The organism is Pontibacter mucosus, assembly GCF_003054055.1.
In the GTDB taxonomy this organism is placed as follows: domain Bacteria; phylum Bacteroidota; class Bacteroidia; order Cytophagales; family Hymenobacteraceae; genus Pontibacter; species Pontibacter mucosus.
The window spans coordinates 194,543-216,085 of the sequence record NZ_QBKI01000001.1; the positions used below are offsets into that span (position 1 = coordinate 194,543).

At 53.5% G+C, this 21,543-nt stretch carries 18 protein-coding genes; 7 read left to right on the forward strand and 11 right to left on the reverse strand.

Translation table 11 applies throughout. The annotated features are described in order from the left end of the window. Positions 1 to 4 precede the first annotated feature (4 nt). The 3 genes from C8N40_RS00890 to panC all read right to left on the reverse strand — a co-directional run bounded on the left by C8N40_RS00890 (position 5) and on the right by panC (position 2,348). On the reverse strand, positions 5 to 1,027 hold the full coding sequence (locus C8N40_RS00890; protein WP_108209931.1) for a lysylphosphatidylglycerol synthase transmembrane domain-containing protein: 1,023 nt from the start codon (positions 1,025 to 1,027) through the stop codon (positions 5 to 7). 9 nt (positions 1,028 to 1,036) lie between these two features. Next, the gene (gene panD, locus C8N40_RS00895; protein WP_108209932.1) at positions 1,037 to 1,384 is read right to left on the reverse strand and encodes an aspartate 1-decarboxylase; all 348 of its coding nucleotides are present in this window, start codon (positions 1,382 to 1,384) and stop codon (positions 1,037 to 1,039) included. A gap of 109 nt (positions 1,385 to 1,493) precedes the next feature. After that, entirely contained in the window at positions 1,494 to 2,348 is an 855-nt protein-coding gene (panC, locus tag C8N40_RS00900; protein WP_108209933.1) for a pantoate--beta-alanine ligase, read from the reverse strand. A gap of 137 nt (positions 2,349 to 2,485) precedes the next feature. Here panC and C8N40_RS00905 point away from each other — a divergent pair, with 137 nt between their 5' ends. Both C8N40_RS00905 and glmS read left to right on the forward strand, forming a co-directional pair. Next, complete coding sequence (locus C8N40_RS00905) at positions 2,486 to 3,298, forward strand: glycogen/starch synthase (protein WP_108209934.1); 813 nt, start codon at positions 2,486 to 2,488, stop codon at positions 3,296 to 3,298. Positions 3,299 to 3,591: 293 nt separating this feature from the next. After that, the gene (gene glmS, locus C8N40_RS00910) at positions 3,592 to 5,427 is read left to right on the forward strand and encodes a glutamine--fructose-6-phosphate transaminase (isomerizing) (RefSeq protein ID WP_108209935.1); all 1,836 of its coding nucleotides are present in this window, start codon (positions 3,592 to 3,594) and stop codon (positions 5,425 to 5,427) included. Between the two features lie 63 nt (positions 5,428 to 5,490). Here the strand turns inward: glmS and C8N40_RS00915 are convergent, their stop codons facing one another. Beyond that, positions 5,491 to 6,114 carry a hypothetical protein gene (locus C8N40_RS00915; RefSeq protein WP_146173488.1) on the reverse strand — a complete coding sequence of 208 codons (624 nt, stop codon included), beginning with the start codon at positions 6,112 to 6,114 and terminating at the stop codon, positions 5,491 to 5,493. Positions 6,115 to 6,797: 683 nt separating this feature from the next. Further along, a complete protein-coding gene (locus C8N40_RS00925; protein WP_108209938.1) occupies positions 6,798 to 7,475 on the reverse strand; it encodes a 3-hydroxyacyl-CoA dehydrogenase family protein in 678 nt (225 codons plus the stop codon). A 48-nt stretch (positions 7,476 to 7,523) separates the two neighbouring features. On the opposite strand from C8N40_RS00925, the gene C8N40_RS00930 reads away from it, so the two are divergent. Next, on the forward strand, positions 7,524 to 7,904 hold the full coding sequence (locus C8N40_RS00930; RefSeq protein ID WP_108209939.1) for a RidA family protein: 381 nt from the start codon (positions 7,524 to 7,526) through the stop codon (positions 7,902 to 7,904). A gap of 792 nt (positions 7,905 to 8,696) precedes the next feature. Here C8N40_RS00930 and C8N40_RS00935 read toward each other — a convergent pair. Further along, a complete protein-coding gene (locus tag C8N40_RS00935) occupies positions 8,697 to 9,716 on the reverse strand; it encodes a YihY/virulence factor BrkB family protein (protein WP_108209940.1) in 1,020 nt (339 codons plus the stop codon). 179 nt (positions 9,717 to 9,895) lie between these two features. On the opposite strand from C8N40_RS00935, the gene gltX reads away from it, so the two are divergent. The 3 genes from gltX (at position 9,896) to C8N40_RS00950 (ending at position 12,830) form a co-directional block, all read left to right on the forward strand. Next, positions 9,896 to 11,437 carry a glutamate--tRNA ligase gene (gltX, locus tag C8N40_RS00940; protein WP_108209941.1) on the forward strand — a complete coding sequence of 514 codons (1,542 nt, stop codon included), beginning with the start codon at positions 9,896 to 9,898 and terminating at the stop codon, positions 11,435 to 11,437. A gap of 132 nt (positions 11,438 to 11,569) precedes the next feature. Beyond that, positions 11,570 to 11,932, forward strand: coding sequence for a hypothetical protein (locus C8N40_RS00945; protein WP_108209942.1), 363 nt, complete (start codon positions 11,570 to 11,572; stop codon positions 11,930 to 11,932). 130 nt (positions 11,933 to 12,062) lie between these two features. After that, the gene (locus C8N40_RS00950; RefSeq protein WP_108209943.1) at positions 12,063 to 12,830 is read left to right on the forward strand and encodes a TIGR00266 family protein; all 768 of its coding nucleotides are present in this window, start codon (positions 12,063 to 12,065) and stop codon (positions 12,828 to 12,830) included. A gap of 379 nt (positions 12,831 to 13,209) precedes the next feature. Here the strand turns inward: C8N40_RS00950 and C8N40_RS00955 are convergent, their stop codons facing one another. Together C8N40_RS00955 and lptB are read right to left on the reverse strand one after the other, a co-directional pair. After that, positions 13,210 to 14,727, reverse strand: a complete 1,518-nt coding sequence (locus C8N40_RS00955; protein WP_483878506.1) for a GH3 auxin-responsive promoter family protein — start codon at positions 14,725 to 14,727, stop codon at positions 13,210 to 13,212. Between the two features lie 225 nt (positions 14,728 to 14,952). Further along, on the reverse strand, positions 14,953 to 15,684 hold the full coding sequence (gene lptB, locus C8N40_RS00960; protein ID WP_108209945.1) for an LPS export ABC transporter ATP-binding protein: 732 nt from the start codon (positions 15,682 to 15,684) through the stop codon (positions 14,953 to 14,955). A gap of 199 nt (positions 15,685 to 15,883) precedes the next feature. Between lptB and C8N40_RS00965 the strand changes: the two genes are divergently transcribed. Further along, the gene (locus tag C8N40_RS00965; protein ID WP_108209946.1) at positions 15,884 to 16,702 is read left to right on the forward strand and encodes a glycoside hydrolase family 25 protein; all 819 of its coding nucleotides are present in this window, start codon (positions 15,884 to 15,886) and stop codon (positions 16,700 to 16,702) included. A 627-nt stretch (positions 16,703 to 17,329) separates the two neighbouring features. Here the strand turns inward: C8N40_RS00965 and C8N40_RS23245 are convergent. The 3 genes from C8N40_RS23245 to C8N40_RS00980 form a co-directional block, all read right to left on the reverse strand. Further along, on the reverse strand, positions 17,330 to 17,455 hold the full coding sequence (locus C8N40_RS23245; RefSeq protein ID WP_281259486.1) for a hypothetical protein: 126 nt from the start codon (positions 17,453 to 17,455) through the stop codon (positions 17,330 to 17,332). A gap of 165 nt (positions 17,456 to 17,620) precedes the next feature. Then, on the reverse strand, positions 17,621 to 19,327 hold the full coding sequence (gene recJ, locus C8N40_RS00975; protein WP_108209948.1) for a single-stranded-DNA-specific exonuclease RecJ: 1,707 nt from the start codon (positions 19,325 to 19,327) through the stop codon (positions 17,621 to 17,623). A gap of 237 nt (positions 19,328 to 19,564) precedes the next feature. Continuing rightward, on the reverse strand, positions 19,565 to 21,385 hold the full coding sequence (locus C8N40_RS00980; protein ID WP_108209949.1) for a tetratricopeptide repeat protein: 1,821 nt from the start codon (positions 21,383 to 21,385) through the stop codon (positions 19,565 to 19,567). Positions 21,386 to 21,543: the final 158 nt, after the last annotated feature.

The window sequence follows — 21,543 nt, forward strand, 5'->3', positions numbered from 1 at the left end:
GTAATCAGGCTGAAGTATGGCTTTGCTGTGTTACCGGCTTTGTGCGGCGCAGCATGCTTGCCATAAAACTAATCACTCCCATTACAACTACCAAAAGTGTTTGCGAAGTATGCGCCAGCAGCGCATAGGCCATGCCGGCCTCCTTGGGCACCCCGTACAGCAGCAGCGTGGCTTGCACCATCAGGTGGTATACCCCGATGCCGCCCTGCACCGGCGCCGCCATGCCCAGCGTGCCCGCCAGCAGCACCGAGAGCGCGGCCCCCCAGCCCAGGTGGGCAGTGGCAGGCAGGGCATAGAAAACAGTAAGGCTCATGCCGTAGTACATCAGCCATACAAAGATGGTATGGCCCCAAAAAGTATACTGGTTTTCGAGTTTGGTAATGCTGAAAATACCTCGGAGCAGCCCCTTGGCAAAGTGCACCGCCTTGTGGAAGTATACGTTCTTGCGCAGCAGGCTCAGGTAGCGCAGCATCACAAAAAGTATAGCCACACCCAGGACAAGCAGCACCCAGAACGCCCAGTAGAACGAGCTCATACTTTGCTCCAGGCTATTATACTTATCGGTAAGAAGGCTGAGGAAGAAATCGCGGATGCGGCCGAACTCCACCAGGAAGGTCAGCGCCACCACCAGTATCAGCATCAGCATGTCAATGATGCGCTCCGCTATCACGGTGCCGAAGCCGGTATTGATAGGCAGGTTGTCGGAGCGGCGCAGCATGGTGCAGCGCACCACCTCCCCCATGCGGGGCAGTACCAGGTTGGCAATGTAGCCCACCATCATGGCGTTATAGGTATGGCGGAGCGGGGGAGTGTAGCCGGTTGGCTTTATTTGCATCTGCCAGCGCAGGGCCCGGCTTACGTAGGCCAGCGCCCCCATCACCAGGGAAACCAGCACCCAGCCATAGTCTGCGCGCTGCAGCTCTGCCCACATTTTCTGAAAGTCGAGCTCCTTAAGCGCATACCACATTAGAAATGCGGAAACGCCCAGCAGCAGCACATACTTCAGAAACGAGAGCAGTTTATTCATGTGGTGGGGTTATACCAGGCGGTTGTGCTGGTCCGGGAAAACCAGCGTGGGTGTATGGGTCTTGGCATCCTCGAACCTGATGCTGCAGTAAGAAATAATGATCACCACATCGCCCACCTGCACCTTTCGGGCCGCCGGACCATTCAGGCAGATGGTGCCGGTGCCACGCTCGCCTTTGATCACGTAGGTTTCAAAGCGCTCCCCGTTGTTGATGTTGACGATCTGTACTTTCTCATTCTCCACGATGTTAGCGGCGTCCATCAGGTCTTCATCAACAGTGATGCTGCCCACATAGTGCAGCTCGGCCTGCGTAACCTTACAACGGTGGATTTTGGATTTTAAAACCTCAATATACATGGTGTAATTTGTATTGGAGCGCAAAGTTAGATAATTGACTGCAGAAAAGTTAGATAATTGGGTGCATAATAACTACCAACACTAACCCTATCTGCCCCTCCTAAACAATCTATACTTCGTTTAGATTCACGAGCATGTTATCTATCAGGCGCACAGGGCCCACAAAGGCCGCAATACACAAGGCTACCTCCTGCCCGGGCTGCACCTCCGTTAACGGCCTCAGCGTGTCCGGGTCGGTTATCTCGAAATACTCCAGCTGCACCTCATCCATACTTGAGAGATAGGCCTCCACGGCGGCCTTAATGCTATAAACAGGCTTGTTGCCCAGTTGCTGCTTTGCCAATTGCAGGGCACCGTAAAGCGAGGGGGCTGCCTGCCGCTGCTTCGCATCCAGGCGCTTGTTGCGCGACGACATGGCCAGGCCGTCTTCTTCCCGGACGATGGGGTAGCGCACCACCTCCACATCGAAGCTCAGCCCCGTCACCAGCTGCTTTACAATGGCCACCTGCTGCAGGTCCTTCTGCCCGAAATAGGCGCGGTGCGGCTGCACATAATGGAAGAGCTTGCTTACCACGGTAGCCACGCCATTGAAGTGGCCCGGGCGGTGCTCGCCCTCCATGACGGCCTCCAGGGGCCCGAAACTAAACTGCAGGAGTGATTGTTGTATATACACATCCTCAGCTTTAGGGGCAAACAGAATATCGCAGCCAACTGTTTTCAGTAGCTCCGTGTCCTGCTCTATGGTGCGAGGGTATAATTTATAATCGTCGGGGTTGTTGAACTGCGTGGGGTTAACGAAGATGCTGCAAACAGTAATGTCGTTTTCCTGCACAGATGCGCGCAACAGTTGCAGGTGCCCCTCGTGCAGGGCGCCCATGGTTGGCACAAACCCTATGCGTTTGCCGCTGCAGCGCAGGGTTTGCATACGCTCCCGGATGGTATCAACCCGCTCTATAACTTCCATTGTCGGTAGTATGTGTGTGATGCTCTCGTAAAGCCGGCAAAAGTAAGTCACAGCGTTTTAAATTGAAAATCAGAATAAAAAATACTAATTTTGCACGACCCTATACTGTTGCTTATTAAAATCTTAAATACATACCCATGTCTAAATTGCGAATCCTTTACGCCGCCACCGAGATCAATCCCTTCTTACAAACCACGAAAGTAGCAGAGTTCTTACAGACGCTACCGCAGGGTATGCAGGAAAGAGGGATGGAGATCCGGATCTTTGTTCCGCGGTTCGGCCTCATTAATGAGCGCAAGAACCGTCTGCACGAAGTGGTGCGTCTGTCGGGCATCAACATCGCCGTGGGTGACGATGAAAAGCCGCTGGTTATTAAAGTGGCCTCCATTCCGAACGCGAAGCTACAGGTTTATTTTATTGATAACGAAGACTATTTCCACAGGAAGTCAGTTTTCGTTGACAAGAACAACAAATTCCACCAGGATAATGACGAGCGCGCCATCTTTTTCTGCAAGGGCGTGCTGGAAACCGTGAAAAAGCTGGGCTGGGCCCCGGACATCGTGCATTGCAACGACTGGATGACAGGCCTGATCCCGATGTACCTGAAAACCACCTACAAGAAAGACCCTATCTTCAAGGATTCTAAGTCGGTGTTTACGGTGTACAACAACAGTTATACGCAAAAATTCAGTGACGACCTGGCCGAGAAGGTTAAAATGCTGGACATTGACGACAGCATGCTCTCTTTCCTGGAGTCTGCAGACACGGATGCGTTTGTGCGCTGCGGCATGGAGTATGCCGATGCCATCAACAAAACCAACGAGGACTTCAGTGATAACCTGAATGCCCTGTTTGCCGACTTCGTTAAGAAGAAAAATATCGACACGGTTTGCGCCGACGATACCCTGCTGGATAATTGCTATAATTTATACAACGAGTTAAGCAAATAATTCATTACCCGCTCCTTACTCCTTTATTGTACTTTACGTAAAACCTGAACAGGTGTAAGGGCATCCGGGAAAGGGAATATTACCACAAACTACAAAAGGCTGCCGCTTATATTACATTTTTGTAATAAAGCAGCAGCCTTTTTGTATTACCACATCCCTCTGTAAATTAATAATTTACATTTCTGCAGTACATAAAAGCACAAAGCAAAAAAGCAGAAGTTATACAGATATGCCGGAAATGGGTACATTTGCAGTTCCTATGTGTTTATTTGAGAGAAAAATTAAAAAATCCTATGTGTGGAATTGTAGCTTACGTTGGGCACCGCGAAGCGAGCCCAATTATTATCAAAGGCCTGAAAAGGCTTGAGTACCGCGGGTACGACAGCGCGGGCATCGCCCTGATGAACGGCGACCTGAACGTTTATAAGAAAAAAGGGAAGGTGGCGGACCTGGAGGCCTACCTGGCCGACTTCGACACGCACGGCAACATTGGGATGGGCCACACCCGCTGGGCCACCCACGGCGAGCCGAACGATGTGAATGCCCACCCCCACTACTCTACTTCCCGCAACATTGCCATCATCCACAACGGCATTATCGAGAACTACGCTTCGCTGAAGACGCTGCTGCTGGAGAAAGGCCATACCTTCCAGTCGGAAACAGACTCGGAGGTGTTCATTAACCTGATTGAGGACATCCGCACCAACAACAACTGCACGCTGCCCGAGGCCGTGCGGCTGGCCATGCACGAGGTGGTAGGCGCCTATGCTATTGTGGTGCTGTCCAAAGACAGCCCGAACCAACTCATCGCAGCCCGCAAAGGCAGCCCGCTGGTGGTGGGCATCGGTGAGGGCGAGTATTTCCTGGCCTCCGACGCCACGCCTATCATCGAGTATACCAACGAGGTGGTGTACCTGAACGACTACGAGTTGGCCATCATCAACAACGGGGAGCTGGACATCCGCACCAAGGAGGACGTGAAGCAGACGCCTTACGTGCAGCGCCTGGAGATGGAACTGGAGTCGATTGAGAAAGGGGGCTACGAGCACTTCATGCTGAAGGAGATTTTCGAGCAGCCCCGCTCTATCCTCGATAGCATGCGCGGCCGCATGATTGCTGAGAGCAACCACCTGATGATGTCGGGTATCCGCGAGTTTGAGAACAAGTTCGTAAATGCAGACCGCATCATCATCGTGGCCTGCGGTACCTCGTGGCACGCTGGCCTAGTGGCCGAGTACCTGATCGAGGACCTGGCGCGCATACCGGTGGAGGTGGAATACGCCTCTGAGTTCCGCTACCGCAATCCGATCATCACCGAGAAAGACATTGTGATTGCCATTTCGCAGTCGGGCGAGACGGCTGACACGCTGGCGGCCATTGAGCTGGCTAAGTCCAAGGGTGCTACCATATTTGGTATCTGTAACGTGGTGGGCTCCTCTATTGCCCGTGCCACCGATGCAGGCGCCTATACCCACGCCGGCCCGGAGATTGGCGTGGCCAGCACCAAGGCCTTCACTGCCCAGGTAACAGTACTGACGCTGATTGCCATGATCATTGGCAGCAAGCGCGGCACCCTGGAAACCACTAAGCTGCACGAGTTGATGGTGGAACTGGAGACCATCCCCACAAAAGTAGAAGAGGCGCTGAAGCTGAATGACCAGATTGTGGAGATTTCGGAGAAGTATAAAGACGCTACCAACTGCATTTACCTGGGCCGCGGCTACAACTTCCCGGTGGCGCTGGAAGGCGCCCTGAAGCTGAAAGAGATCTCTTACATCCACGCGGAAGGCTACCCGGCTGCGGAGATGAAGCACGGGCCGATTGCGCTGATTGATGAGCAGATGCCGGTGATAGTGATTGCTACCAAGGACAGCTCGTATGAGAAGATCGTGTCGAATGTGCAGGAGGTGAAGGCCCGTAAGGGCAAGGTGATCGCTATCGTAACCGAGGGCGACACGACCATACCGGCTATGGCCGACCACGTCATCGAGATTCCAGAGACAAGCGAGCACCTGACGCCGCTGCTGTCCGTGATTCCGCTGCAGCTGCTGTCTTACCACATCGCCGTGATGCGTGGCTGCAACGTAGACCAGCCGCGTAACCTGGCTAAGTCTGTTACCGTGGAGTAAGCGCCACCAAGTATAAAAACAGAAGAGGGAGCTGTCATGGCTCCCTTTTTTATTACGATCCTTCTAGTTCCGGTGGTAGGTCAGCGACTCCAGGAACAGCTGTATCACCTTGTTGTCTTCGTTGCCATTCTCGGTGTTGAGCATGGTGATGAACATGATTCCCTCGCTTTCGCCACCCAGCGCCGCTACCGTGTAATGCTGCACATCGCTGCCATACTTCAGCTCCACCGACTTGCCCCTTGCCTGCTGCCCCGACTTCAGCGTTCGTTCGAAGGGTCGCTCCGTCATGCTATAGCCGAAGCTCGCCTCCTCGTTCGTCACCTCTTTTAGCATCAGGTCTATCAGATTGGTGGGGTTGATGGTTTTATACTTCTGCACCAACACGCCGTTGCCACTGGCCGTCACCAGCGTAATCTGCTCCAGGTCCGGGTCGGGCGAGGCGATGGCGGGGTGCAACCCCTTCGGGTACTGCCAGGAAATCCATTCATCCTGGTAGGTCAGCACGTCCTTCTGCTGCACGGCTACTGTTACCTCTTTGCCGTTAACCTTGATTTTATACTCTTTGCCCAGGGCTATGTCCTGGGTTTTGCCGTTGATGGTGACCTGGTAGTTGGCCGCCTCGTTAGCCTGGGCCATGGCCCCAGCGCCTGCCATACTTAGGAGGAGTGCCAGTAAAGTTGTTTTCATGAGCTAAAAGCTAAAGTATAAGTAGTGGCTTAAGATAGGGAAAAGCTGCTTAACTACAGAAGTGTAGGGGTCTTAAAGTATGGGGAGAGAGGTATTGTGTTTTATACTTTGGTTATACTTTTATACTTGAACTATACTTGCCAACTTATACTTCCTAGCCGCTGCTTCCTTCCACTTGAACCAAGCTATACTTTCAAAACACAGCTGTTCCTCTAGTTCCCACAAACCTATCTTTCCATAGCCAACTTTCTGCCCTCCCAGGCCGGGAGGCCTCGTTTTCCCGCTCGGCGCTGTGTTCCCTCCTTGCCTCGCTCGCGCTCGGCATGCCCTTAACGGGCACCGGATCTCACAAGGCGCCTCCCAGAAAAACTGGGAACAGATTCGATAGCCACAGCTCCTGCTGTCATCTCGACCTTCGGGAGAGATCTGGTTAGAAACCCCCTGATAGATCTCTCGCGCAGCTCGAGATGACAAGAGTGTAGCAAGTATAAATTCCCCTCCTCAGAGGGGGCTAGGGGTGGGTTTATACGTTGTAGGGCCAGGTCGCGACCTGTCCACGCGAGAACTGAGGCAATGAAACTTATACTTCAGCATCAGCAGTTACAGGCTCCCCGCCTTAGCTAAGGAGGGGTTAGGGGTGGTTGGACCCGGTACGCCAAAATCTAAATATCCAGAGCTATACTTTAAAAGTGCTCGCCCCGTAGGTACTTTGTCTTCAGAAGCGGACAGATTTTGTAGCGCTCTTCTCTGGTGTCTTCATACACCGCTTGCAGCACCTCGTACACGTTTTTCACACCGATCTGGTTTGCCCACTCAAAAGGCCCTTTGGGGTAATTGGTGCCGAGCTTCATACCCCGGTCTATATCGTGGATGCCGGCCGTTTTCTCCTGCAACGTATAACAAGCCTCGTTAATGATCATACAGATGATACGGGGCGTCACCATGCCTACACGGTCTTCCACCAGCAGGTAGTCCGTACCTAATGCCTGACAAACCTCATCTAGTTTTTCGATGTAGCTGCCATGCAGCACACTCACCTCCAGCACCGGGCGGTTAAAAAGTGTAGGAAGGCCATTGAAGCCAATCAGAGTACAGGGTTGCTCCAGGACGGCTTCTTTTGCCAATGCAGCCAGTTGCACGATGGCAGCGTTGCAGAACACCACCTGCCCTGGCGCGTATAGGCTCAGGCGCTCGGGCTGCTCGGGCAGCAGAAAGTCAAACACCACATCGGCGGGCTTCAGTTGTTCATCCAGCAGGCTATGGCTTTGCAGGAAAGTGTAGCTTACACCTTCCCGCTCCTCCTGAAACTTTTGCTTGAACTCGGCGGCCATTTCCGGCCCGGACAAAACAACGATGTGCATATTTTCAGTACTTTTGATGGTAAAGATACAAACTAAAAGCAAACGTCTATGGCACATACTATTATCAACTCGCCCAAGGCTCCCGCCCCAATCGGCCCTTACAGCCAAGCTACGCTGGCCAACGGCACCTTATATGTTTCAGGCCAGATTCCGTTGAACCAGGAAACCGGCGAACTGGTTAACAGCAGCATCGAAGAGGAAACACACATGGTGATGAAAAACCTGCAGTTTATACTTGCCGAGGCTGGTATGGACTTCAGCAACGTAGTAAAGTGCTCCATCTTCGTGAAAGACCTGAACAACTTCGGGCGCATCAACGAGACCTACGGCAGCTACTTCACCAGCAACCCGCCCGCCCGCGAAACCGTGGAGGTCAGCCGCCTGCCTAAAGACGTAAACGTGGAAATCTCCTGCATCGCCACGAAGTAGGCTTATTGACGAAAGATTTTTTGGCAAAAGCCAGAGGAGGCAAGTATAGCTTCTCTGGCTTTTGCTATTTTATACTTGCAGTAACCGGGTCCAACCACCCCTGGCCCCTCCTTGTCCAAGGCGGGGAGTCTGTCATTACCTTAGCTAAAGTATAAGTTTCATCGCTGCAGTTCTCGCGTGGACAGGTCGCGACCTGTCCCTACAAAGTATAAACCCACCCCTTAGAGCTGCGCTCGCTAGCTCAAAACTACCGATTTGGCTAGTCCAGAGGAGGGGAATTTATACTTACTACACTCTTGTCATCTCGAGCTGTGTGAGAGATCTATCGGGAACTCTACCCAGATCTCTCCCGGTGGTCGAGATGACAGCAGGGGCTATCGAATGCTTCCCAGCCTTTGGGTTGAGCGCCTTGTGAGATCCGGTGCCCGGTAAGGGCATGCCGAGCGCGAGCGAGGCAAGGAGGGAACACAGCGCCGAGCAGGAAAACGAGGCCTCCCGGCCTGGGAGGGCACCAAAGCCAGAAATGAAACGAGCCGTTTGTGGGAACTAGAGAATGAACGGTAGTTTGGAAGGATAGCTTGTGTCAAGCTGCGGGAAGTTCCTGGCTAGAAAGTATTGCCAAAGTATAAAGTACGGCTTTTCAAGCCAGTTGAGTCACAGACTCAACACCATAGTAGGCACGGGTTGCAAACCCGCGCCAGCGAGAGGCAGCGGCTACGAAGGTATAACCCGCACTTTCTAACCTTCCAACTACAAAACTCTCTAACTCCTAAACTCCCCAACTCTCTAACTCTAAATATTCGCCCCTTTATCCATCTCTCCTTCCTCTGTCGGCTCCTGGCTTTCTTCCGGCTCGCCGTATACTTCGCGCTCGTGCTTGCCGGGCTCTGCGTTTACCGCGGAGTTGCCCACCTCCACCTCCTGCCGAATCACGCGCACAGCGTAGGTTGCCGGATAAATGTTGTGGCCATACTTGCGCGAGTACACGAACGTGAACACGGCCCCGAAAAAAATAATTTGCGAGGTAAAGAACACCCAGGTAAGGATAACCACCACCGAGCCGGCTGCCCCGTACACCGAAGCTACATCGCTGGTGCCCAGGTAGAACCCGATTAAACCGCGGAATACGACAAACAGCAGCGACGTAACCAGCGCCCCCACCCCTACATCGCGCCACTTTATCCTGGCATCCGGTAAAAACTTGTAAATGCAGGCAAACAGAAACGACATCAGCAGAAAAGCCGACACAAAATTGACCCCATGCAGCACATACACGATCCAGCCTGAGAAGCGCGCCGTCAGGAAATCGCCAATGGCCACCAGGATGGCATTGGCCATTAAGGAGAGCAGCAACACAACGGCCAGTGTCAGAATCATCCCGAAGGAAAGCAGACGGTCCAGCACCAGTTTCACGTAGCCGCGCTTGGGCACCGGCTTTACGTGCCATATCTCGTTGAGGGAATCCTGCAGGGAGATGAAAACACCCGTAGCGGCTATAAAGAGGGTGATAACGCCAATAACCGCCGCCAGGTTAAAGGCGCCGAACTCATTCACGCTCTCCACCATTTTCTGCACAGCAGAGGCTCCCTCCGCCCCTATCAGCTCCTTGATGCGGAAGTATACCTCGCCCGACACGGCTTTCTCCCCAAAAAAGTACCCGGCGGCACTGATGATGATGATGAGCATGGGCGGCAGCGCAAAAATGGTGTAGTACGCCAGGGCCGCTCCCTTCTGGAAGGAGTTGTTGTCGATAAACTCCAGGCCTGTTTCCTTTAGCAGCCCCCAAATCAACCATGCGCGCTTCTTTACCATCTTGCAGTGTATTGTTTAAGCAGATACGCAAGGCATTAGTAGTGAGTATATTGCAACTTATTATTCGTAATAGAGCAGAGACCGCCTTTTACAACTCCTGCGGCATTTTACCGTTACGAAACCATACTTTATTCGTACCTTTGCAGCGAATTTTACAGTGCTGAATAAGACAACCATACATGGAAAGAGAAGTTAGAGTACGCTTTGCCCCAAGTCCGACAGGGCCTCTCCATATCGGTGGTGTGCGCACCGCCCTTTACAATTACCTGCTAGCCCGCAAAACGGGTGGCAAGATGATCCTGCGCATCGAGGATACAGACCAGAACCGCTTTGTGCCGGGTGCCGAAGATTACATCCGCGAGTCGCTGGAGTGGTGCGGCATCGAGCTGGACGAGAGCCCCTGGAAAGGTGGCCCGCATGCCCCTTACCGCCAGTCGGAGCGCAAGCCGATGTACATGCAGTATGCCCTGCAGCTGATAGAAGCAGGCCATGCCTACTACGCCTTCGACACAGCCGAAGAACTGGAGGCGATGCGTGAGCGCCTGAAGGCCGCCAAAGTGGCCACGCCGCAGTACAACGCCATCACCCGCATGACGATGAAGAACTCCCTCACCCTGCCAGAGGATGAGGTAAAGCAGAAGCTGGAGAGCGGGGAGCCTTATGTGATTCGCCTGAAGGTGCCGCGCAAGGAGGAAATCCGCCTGAAGGACATGATCCGCGGTTGGGTAATGGTGCACTCTTCTTCCATCGACGATAAAGTATTGATGAAGTCGGACGGCATGCCGACCTACCACCTGGCCAATATCGTAGACGACCACCTGATGGAGATCACCCATGTGATCCGTGGCGAGGAGTGGTTGCCGTCGGCACCGCTGCACGTGCTGCTGTACCGCTACCTGGGCTGGGAAGACACCATGCCGGAGTTTGCCCACTTGCCGCTGCTGCTCAAGCCCGACGGAAACGGCAAACTGAGCAAGCGCGACGGCGACAAGCTGGGCTTCCCGGTGTTCCCGTTGCGCTGGCAGGATCCGTTTACCAGCGAAATCTCGTCCGGTTACCGTGAATCAGGCTATCTGCCGGAGGCCTTTATCAACTTCCTGGCCTTTTTGGGCTGGAACCCGGGCACCAGCCAGGAGATCTTCTCGATGGAGGAGCTGGCAAACGAGTTTTCTGTGGAGCGCATCGGCAAGTCCGGCACCCGCTTCGATATACAGAAGGCCCGCTGGTTCAACGAGCAGTACCTGCGCGCCAAGCCCGACAGCGAGCTGGCCGGTTACCTGATCAAAGCCCTGGAGGAGCACAACCTTACTACCACGCCTGAGAAAGCCGAGAAGATTGCCGGCCTGATGAAGGAGCGTGTGTCGTTCCCGCAGGATTTCTGGCAGGAGGCCAAGTATTTCTTTGTAGCCCCGGAAGAGTATAGCGAGAAAGTGGCCTCTAAGAAATGGAACAGCCAGTCGGTTGCCGTTTTCGAGGACTTCAAGAACGAGCTACCTTCGCTGCAGGACTTTAACGCCGACACGGTGAAGGACCTGCTGGTAAGTATTCTGGAACGCCACGGCATGAAGATCGGGCAGGTAATGCAGGCCCTGCGCCTGGCTGTAACCGGCGCCGAGGCTGGTCCGGACCTGATGCAGATCATTGAGGTAATCGGCCGCGAGGAAACTGTTCAGCGCATCGAAACGGCTATCGCCAAACTGAGTAGCTATGTATCCGCATAACGTATAAAACCATACTTACAAGTATAAAAGGCTGGCCCTGTGGCTGGCCTTTTTTAATGCCCTTTGCACCCGGGCTGCAACAAATTCCTCCTCCTTAGCTTATATACCTAAGTATAAAACAGGAGAAACACCATGGCTAAGAATAAGAAAGAAAGTAAAAGCGAGAAGAAGAAGTCGCGGGTGCACAAGGATTTGGAGGGGTTCGAGATCAAGGTGAATGAGCACGGCGAGATCATCTCTAACTACAGCATCGACAGGATAAACGAGTTCCTGAACCAAAACGTGGATGATAAGAAGCTGATGAAGCGCGATGCCGCCGAAAAGGCGAAGCGCGAGGAGGAAGAGGCCTTTCATGTAGAGGAAAGTGAGGAGGTAGAGGAAACCGACGAGGACTTTGTGCGCAACACAAACGCCGTGTCTGATGAGGAGGACGATAAGAACCTGCCCAAAGCCCGACGAAGAAAAAAAGGTGAAGAGGAAGACGAAGAAGATTAAACAACTTCCGCAGTAGAGACGATTAAACTGCATAAATAAAGCCGGTGCCTATACGTGACGCACCGGCTTTATTCGTTCTTTTTCTGAAAATTCAACTAACTTTCTACCAATCAAACCTCAAACTATAACTATGAGAAACTCACACGAAATTGACTACAAGATTTTCGGCAACGATATCCAGGTGCTGGAGATTGAGCTGGACCCGAACGAGACGGTGATAGCCGAGGCCGGCGCCATGGTATACATGGAGCAGGGCATTGACTTTGAGACGAAGATGGGCGACGGCTCTAACCCCAGCCAAGGCTTCTTCGGCAAGCTGGTATCCGCCGGTAGCCGCCTGATTACGGGCGAGTCGCTGTTTATGACGCACTTTACGCACCGTGGCTACGGCAAGAGCCGCGTGGCTTTCTCAGCCCCCTACCCTGGCACCATCCTGCCCATAGACCTCAGCTCCACGCGTAACAACACGCTCATCACGCAGAAAGACGCCTTCCTGGCAGCTGCCCTGGGCACTAAGCTCAGCATCCACTTTAACCAGAAGCTTGGCTCCGGCTTCTTTGGCGGCGAGGGATTTATACTTCAGAAGATGCAGGGCGATGGCTTGGCCTTCGTGCACGCCGGCGGCACCATTGTAGAGAAGCAGCTGAACAACGAAACCCTGCGCGTGGACACCGGCTGCGTGGTGGCTTTTGAGGAAGGTATCGATTTCAGCGTGCAGCGTGCTGGTGGCCTTAAGTCGATGATCTTTGGCGGAGAGGGCTTGTTCCTGGCTACCCTGCGCGGCACGGGCAGAGTATGGCTACAGTCGATGCCGGTGAAGAAACTGATTGAAGCCCTGATGCCCCGCGGCGAGAACGCCAACAAGGAAGGTGGCTTTATGAGTAGTTTCCTGGAGTAGGAAAGTATAGAGTTATACTTTAACGCATCAGCCCCGGCAGGTTTATACTTGCCGGGGCTGATGCGTTTTATACTTTTATACTTTGTAGAAACCGGGTCCAACCACCCCTGCCCCTCCTTAGCCAAGGAGGGGAGTCTGTGATTACTTTGGCTGAAGTATAAGTTTCATAGTTGCTGTTCACTCAAAGTATAAACCCACCCCCAGCCCCTCCGAGGAGGGGAATTATACTTGCTGCTGTCTCTGTCATTCCGACAGAAAGAGGTATATGGAATTCTAAAGAGATCTCTCGCGCAGCTCGAGATGACAGCAAGGAAAGCGATTAGACTACCTTCTAACTTCCCAACTCTCTAACTCCCAAACTCTCTAACTTTCTAACTTCTCAAAGTCCGTTCACTTCCATTATTTCCTCCAGGTACTCGCGGGTATTGCTGAGGCGGGGTACTTTGTTTTGGCCACCCAGTTTGCCTTTGTGGCTTAGCCAGTTGAGGAAAGTGCCTACAGGCGCGGCATGCACCAGCGGCTCCTGCAGGGCGATGTCGTTCTGGCGTTTGGCGTCGTAGTCAGAGTTTACCTCGCGCAGCTTCTGGTCCAGCACCTGGGTAAACCGTTTCAGGTCGTTGGGCTCCTTCTCAAACTCAATCAGCCACTCATGCCCGCCGCGCTTATCGCTCTCCAGGTAAATCGGCGCAGCCGTGAAGTTAGAGATTACGGCCCCGGTGGCATCGCAGGCAGCGGTGATGGCTACCTCTGCGTTCTCCACAATCACCTCCTCGCCAAAGGCATTGATAAAGTGCTTGGTGCGACCCGAAATTTTGATGCGGTATGGGCTTAAGCTGGTAAAACGAACCGTATCGCCGATTTTATAGCGCCACAGGCCGGCGTTGGTCGAGATTACAAGAGCATAGTTCTTCCCCAGCTCCACCTGGTCCAGCGTCAGCGTTTTCGGGTGCTCCTCCTCCAGCTGGTCCATCGGGATGAACTCGTAGTACACGCCATAGTCCAGCATCAGCAGCATTTCGTCTTCCGTGCCGGCCTGGTCCTGTATTCCGAAGAAACCCTCGGAGGCATTGTATACTTCCAGGTAATTCATTTGGCTGGATGGGATCAGCTCCCGGAACAGCTGGCGGTACGGGCCAAAGGCCACTGCCCCGTGGGTGAACAGCTCCAGGTTGGGCCATACTTCCAGGATGTTGCTCTTGCCGGTTACCTCCAGGATGCGCTTGAGCAGCACATAGGTCCAGGTGGGCACGCCGCTCAGGCTGGTCACGTTCTCTTTCACCGTTACCTCCACCATCTTCTCTATCTTCTCCTCCCACTTGTCCATCAGGGCCACTTTTAGCGGAGGCGTGCGCATGGCTTCGGCCCAGATGGGCAGGTTCTGCATGATCACCGCCGACACGTCGCCGCAGTTTACCTTGGCGTTGAACTCGCTGGGGCGGTGGCTGCCGCCAATAGAGAGGCCCTTGCCGGTAAAGAGTTTGGTATCGGGGTAGAGGTTGACGTAGATGGAGAGCATGTCCTTGCCGCCTTTGTAGTGGCAGTCCTCCAACGACTCCGGGCTAACGGGAATATACTTGCTGCGGGCGTTGGTCGTACCCGAAGATTTGGCGAACCACTCGATCTTGGAGGGCCACAGCACGTTCTGCTCGCCCTTCATCATGCGCTCAATGTAAGGGTACAGGTCTTCGTAGGTGCTGATGGGCACCCGCTCCTGAAACTCCTGCACACTCATGCTATCGCCGTAGCCATACTTTTTGCCCCACTCTGTACTCTTTGCCGTGCTGATCAGGTCCTGAAACAGCTCCAGCTGCACCTCATGCGGGTATTTCCGAAACAGATCAATATCATGGATCCGCTTCTTCATCACCCACGTCAGTATTGAATTTAGTATTTCCAAAGGATAAAGGCTTAATTGTTAAATGGTTAAATTGTTGTTGGTATACCTGCCCAAGCTATTGACTTTGTTTTGTGCTAGTTGGCTCCGCATCACCGCCAAATCTCGGACTTCGTTACTTCAGGCGAAACTGACCATGTGAGCTTTCATATCATTTAATTTCAGATATTTCTGCTCTCTCATTTGCCTGCTTTACTAATTTAACCATCGAACATCTTAACAGTTTAATTAGATTTTCCGCTTCAGCTCGAAATGCTTGCCCAGGTATACGCGGCGCACCTGCTCGTCGGCTGCCAGTTCTTCGGCGGTGCCGGCTTTCAGGATCTTGCCCTCAAACAACAAGTAAGCGCGATCGGTAATGGACAGAGTCTCATTTACGTTGTGGTCGGTGATGAGAATGCCGATGTTTTTGTTCTTCAGCTTGGCCACAATGCTCTGGATTTCCTCCACGGCAATGGGGTCTACGCCGGCAAAAGGCTCATCGAGCAGCACAAACTTAGGGTCTACGGCCAGGGCCCGGGCAATCTCGGTGCGGCGGCGCTCGCCGCCGCTCAGCACAATGCCCTTGTTCTTGCGCACGTGCGTCAGCGAAAACTCCTCCAGCAGCTCCTCCACCTTATCATACTGCGCCTTTTTAGGTAGGTTCGTCATCTCCAGCACCGACAGGATGTTCTCCTCCACCGTCAGTTGCCGGAACACGGAGGCTTCCTGCGCCAGGTAGCCTACCCCGCGCTTGGCCCGCTTATACATGGGCAAATCCGTTATGTCTTCCTTGTCCAGGTAAATCCGGCCGGAGTTTGGCTTCACCAGGCCCACAATCATGTAGAAAGATGTGGTTTTTCCGGCACCGTTAGGCCCCAGCAACCCCACAATTTCGCCCTGGTTTACCTCCACACTTACGTCATTTACAACGGTGCGGGATTTATATTTCTTTATCAGGTGTTCAGCTCTCAATATCATCGTGGCTAAATTACGCATAATGCCGTCTTCCTGCAATGAGAATGCCAGGTAGCGACCGCTTTACATTACCTATTATATATTAAAAGAATACTATTAAAACAAATCCAACAATCTATATAATCCTATTAACCAACTATTGCCTCATCTGAATTTAATATTTAATTTGATACACGCTTACAATCTTCAACCTTACTTACTTATGACCTTACGTTTATTGTTCCCCGCCTGCCGGAGGCTTATCCTCTCGGCTTTGCTGGTCTGTGGCACTGCAGCTGTAGCCACAGCTTCTGGTGGTACCTCTGCCAACGAGCCCAAAGCCGCTTCTTCAGAGAGTAACAGCACCACCGTGGTAAGGGGCATAGACGTATCGAGATGGCAGAAAGAGATTGACTGGACGCTGGTGAGCCAGTCGGACATGGCCTTTTCTTTTATAAAAGCAACTGAAGGCAGCTACTGGCAGGACCCCTTCTTTTCCCGCAACTGGGAAGAAACCAAGCGCCATGGCATTAAGCGCGGTGCCTATCACTTCTACAGGCCCACCGCGCCGGTTGAGGAGCAAATACAGGTTTTTACAAGCACCGTGAACCTGGAGCCCGGCGACCTGCCGCCCGTGCTGGACCTGGAGGTAATGGATAAAAACGTTTCTCCGGAGCAACTGCGCAAGGATGTGAGGACATGGCTGGAGGCCGTAACAGCCTACTATGGCGTACGTCCCATCATTTACACCGGCCAGAACTACTACCGCCGCTACCTGAAGGGCCACTTCCCGGAGTATAAATTCTGGATTGCGCGCTACAGCGATGTAAAACCCGAAACGTACCACACCGACAACTGGATGTTCTGGCAATTTACCGACCGCGGCTCCGTGGCAGGTATAGATGCTGCCGTGGATATTAATTTTTTTGCCGGCGACTTCGAGCAACTGCGCCAGCTGTGCGTGCCCGAGTTTATCGTCCATAACCGCTATGACCAGGAAAGCCCGCTCTCGCAGCTAAAGCATCTGCAGCCGCTGCCGTAGGTTTTGTTTTTCGTTGATCGTTGTTCGTTTATCGCAGGAGTTAATTTGTAGGTAGCTATAGCTGATTTAGAGCGGATGTGTGTGGCATCGGGTGCCTCTCGCTACTGCATATGTAAGAAGTATAAAGTAAGAGCCGCGATTAATTCACCTTTGCCTGGCTCTCTCAGCCAGTTATGCTGGCATTACCGGGTCCAACCACCCCTGGCCCCTCCTTGGCTAGGCGGGGAGTCTGTAACTGCTTTGGCTGAAGTATAGACTCCATAGCTCTCGCGCGGACAGGTCGCGACCTGTCCCTACAACGTATAAACCCACCCCAGCCCCTCCCGAGAGGGGAATTATCTGCAGACGATTACACCCCTATTGCGCGCAGCTCGCAAGCTTCGAACTCTCGTTCTCGCTTGTCCTCCAGGGGACAGTCTATACTTGTTGCATAGTAAGGGCAGGAGCTATCGTTTCAGTTTCCAGTTTTTCTGTGAGGCGCCTATGCGAGTTTTTCCGGTGCCGAACGTGAGTGAGGCATTGCGACGTCAGGAGCAAAGGAAAAGCTCCCAGCGCCGAGCGGGAAAACGAGGCCTCCCGGCCTGGGAGGGCAACAAAGTCAGAGGTGAAACATTAGGTTGGTGGGAACTAGAGGAGGAACTGTGGTTTGGAAGTATAGCTTGTGTCCAGTTGTGGGAAGCAGCGGCTAGGGAAGTATAAAGTATAGGTTGGCAAGTATAAAAGTATAGCCAAAGTATAAGTATGGCTTTTCAAGCCACCCGGATTGCAAATCCGAGAATATAGGAAGGCACGGGTTGCAAACCGCACCAGCGAAGAGAAAAACAGCAGTTCAGGAAAGGCACAAGCGGATGCTTGCGCCAGCAGGAGCTATAAAAGTATAGCCAAAGCATAAAAGGCTCCTTTACCGGGAGCCTTTTCTTATTTTATGCGGATGTCTTTGATGCGGAGCTGCAGCGTGATGACGCCCCGGAACTCGTTTTCCTCAATCGTATAACAAACATCAAATGGGATGCCCTTGCTGATTCTCTCGTAGTAATCACTCAGCCCGAAGCCGATGGCATCGATGTTAAAGTAACCGTCCTGGGTTAGGCGCAGCTTCAGGTGCGAGTCGCCGACTACACGCACGCTGCCGGTATCATACACGCACTCCGACACGAACACCGGACGCATGTTGCCGGGGCCAAAGGGCTCCATCTGCCGCACAATGTTGTAGAAGTTGCGGGTAATCTGGTTTAGCTTGAGCGGCGCGTCAATCTCTATTTGCGGTATTTTCTGCTCTTCGGTAATGGTGTTGGCCACTACCTCCTCAAAGCGCTTCCTGAAGGCCGGGATGTTCTCTACTGGCAGCGTAAGACCTGCCGCATACATATGGCCGCCAAACTGGTCCAGCAGGTCAGAGCAGCTCTCAATAGCGTCGTGCACGTTAAAGCCATGCACCGACCTGGCCGAACCAGAGGCCTTGCCGTTGGACTGGGTAAGTATAATGGTGGGGCGGTAGTAATGCTCGATGCAGCGCGAGGCCACAATCCCGATCACGCCTTTATGCCAGGAATCTTTGTATAGCACAGTGGAGCTCGCGTTACGCAGAAAATCATCCTGCTCTATCATCTGCAGCGCCTCTTTGGTAATGTTGCTGTCCTTGTCGCGGCGCTCCTTGTTCGACTCGTTGATGATGTCAGCCATTTTAAAGGCCTCTTCTTTCGTCTGGGCCAGCAGCATCCGCACCGAGTTCTTGGCATCGCCCATACGGCCGGCGGCGTTAATGCGCGGCGCAAACCCAAACACAATGCTGGTAATGTCCATTTCCCCGCGGATGTCGGCCAGCTCTTTCAGGGCGGCCAAGCCGGGGCGCATGGGTTGCGGACCGTTCAGGTACTTGAGTCCGAAGTATGCCAGGATGCGGTTTTCCCCAGTAATAGGGACTATATCGGCGGCTATACTTACCACCAACAGATCCAGCAGCCGGTAAGCCTCCCGCTGGTCGATGTCGTTCTGCATACAGAAGGCCTGCAGCAGCTTAAAGCCTACCCCGCAGCCGGAGAGTTCTTTGTAGGGATAAGGGCAATCCACCTGCTTGGGGTCCAGTACCGCCACTGCCTGAGGGATGTCCTCGTCGGGCAGGTGGTGGTCGCAGATGATGAAGTCGATGCCTTTGGTAGAGGCGTAGGCCACCTTGTCGGCGGACTTTATGCCGCAGTCGAGGCTGATGATGAGTGTGAAGCCATGCTCGGCCGCCCAGTCAATGCCCTGGCTTGATACGCCGTAGCCTTCCTTATACCTGTCGGGAATGTAAAAATCGATGCTGGAAGTATAGTTGCGCAGGAAGCCGTACATAAGGGCCACGGAGGTGGTACCGTCCACGTCGTAATCGCCATAAACCAGGATGCGCTCGTTGCGGTGCAGGGCCTCGTTCAGGCGGTTCACGGCGCGGTCCATGTCCTTCATCAGGAAGGGGTCGTGGAGGTCCTGCAGGGAGGGGCGGAAAAAGTGCCGGGCCTCGTCGAAGGTGCAGATGCCGCGCTGGCAAAGTACAGAAGCCAATGTGGCACTTATTTTTAGCTCCTCTGCAAGCCGCTGCACTACCTCTGCCGGTGCCTCCGGGCTAATAACCCACCTTTTCTCCATAAACTCTTGCTGCACTATACTTGTTCTGTCGCAAAGGTAGTTAATTTAACCTGCACCTGCTTGGTCTGATTTCCCTTCACGCTTTATTTTGCTACTTTTGCAACCTTAACAGGAATAGTGGTGAAACGATTCAGAGAAACTTACGAAAAGTATAAAAACTACTCTTTGGACCTGATCATGTATGGGTTCTTCCTGGTTTTTATACTTATCCTCTTTATTTTCTTCTCTTAACAGAGATCAGTTCAGCTTATCGCCGCGCAGGTTGCGGAAGCGCTTGCGTGCCTCTGCCGCGTACACGCTGCCCTGGTGCTTCACCAGCAGCTCGTTGTACAGCTGCTGCGCCTTCTCCTTGTCGTTCAGGTTCTCTTCGTAGATATAGGCCATGCGGTACAGGGCGTCGTCGCTCAGGATATCGTACTGCGGGTTGCTTACGATCTTCTGCAGGCTCTCCACCGCCTGGCTGAACTGGCCCATCCGCTCAAATATAGTCGCTTTCTGAAAGTATATTTCATCAGTCAGGCTATGGCCGGGGTACTTCTGCAGCATGCCATCCAGGGCGGTTAAGGCCTCCTGCAGCTTGTTCTGGAAGATGAGCAGGTCGATGGCGGCGTACTCTTTCATCGCCACGGTAGAGGTGTCCAGGCCGGTGTTGTCGGTGATGAGCAGGCTCAGGTCCATGGCGTCGTTGGCAATCTCGCGGCTGGTGGCCATTTTCAGGATGTCGAGGTGCGCCTGCGCCAGCTCAAAATCGCCCCTGTAGTAGCTCAGGCGGGCATTCCGAAGCTTGGCCTCATGGCCTACCGGTGTCTCCTTGTGCGACTTCTCCACCTGCGAGTATAGCAGCGTGCTTTCCCAGGGCTCTCCCTTCAGCAGGTAAATATCCCCCAGCGTCAGCTTGCTGTCTGCCACCAGGGCCGGGTTGGCACGGGGCATGCCGATGGCTTCCTGCAGCAGCGCGATCGCTTTCTCCTTCTCATCCAGGTGGAAGGCATAGAGGCCGGCCATGTGCTGCAGCACTTCCACTGTCTCGGGGCGGCGGCCCACCTCGCTCAGCAGCGCATCATAGTCTGTAATCAGCGCCAGTATCTTTTCCTTGTCTACCGGAAAGGTATTCTCCACCTGCTCCTCGCGGGCGTTTATCAGCCGCTGGCGCGCCATCAGGTAGTACGGTCCGTCCGGGTACTCCTCTACCATGTACTGGAATGCCTCAATCGCCCCCTCGTAATCCTGGTTCCTTAAGCTGATGGTCCCCAGCTCCATAACGCGGGTACCGCCGCTTCGCGTGCGTTTGTCCACGGCGCGGGCCTGCATCAGCGCGCTATAAAAATCCTTCCGCTGGATGTAGAGCCAGATCAGCATTTCGCTATAGGCAAGCTTGTCCGGGTTCTGCTGCACCCGCATGATGAGCTCTTTCTCCAGCACGTCGAAGTTCTTTTCCTCCTGCAGGCTGCCCTGAAGGCGGCTCTGCACATACCCCAGCTCGCTCTCATTCTCCTCCAGCAGGTTCAGCACCTCGGGCATCAGCTTTTCTGTTTGCTGGCGGTAGGCGTACAGCGCGATGAGCGGACGGGTAAAAGCCGCCTTATCGTTGCTGATCTGGCGCCCGCGTAGGTAGGCTTTTTCGGCATGATCGAACATCTCGTGCTGCATAAAGGCATTGGCCACCACCACCGCTGCCTCGGGTTTCATACTTGCCAGCAGCTTGTCGAACTGCTTTTCTGCCGCGGACTTGTCTCCTGCCGCCTGGTACACCCGCCCCAGGTCCACCTCATAACCCGGGTTATCGGGGAAACGCTTCGCGGTTCGCTTCACCAGTTTCTCAGCCTCCTTATAGTTGCGCTGGGCCAGCAAGGTCTTCAGGTAGTCGGGGTACACGGCATGGAACAGCCGATCGTTGTCGATCAGCTTGCCATACAACTCCTCCGCCTTGGCGTAGTCGCCCTGGCTGAAGTACTGCCGCGCCAGCTCCAGGTCCTGTTGCTGCTGGGCTACCGCCACCGGAACCGCCAGCAGCACCGCCAGTGCTATCAGCAAAGTATAAAGGATGTTCTTGTGCATAGTTATCTTAAAACGAAAAGCCTGCCCCTACCTATACGTCTCTTTTCTCTTAACTATGAAGATACACAATCGGTTTGGTTTTGGCCTGCCTAAAGTATAGCCACACTTTAAAGTATAAAAAAGAGCCACTCCTTTGTGGGGGAGTGGCTCTCTGTATA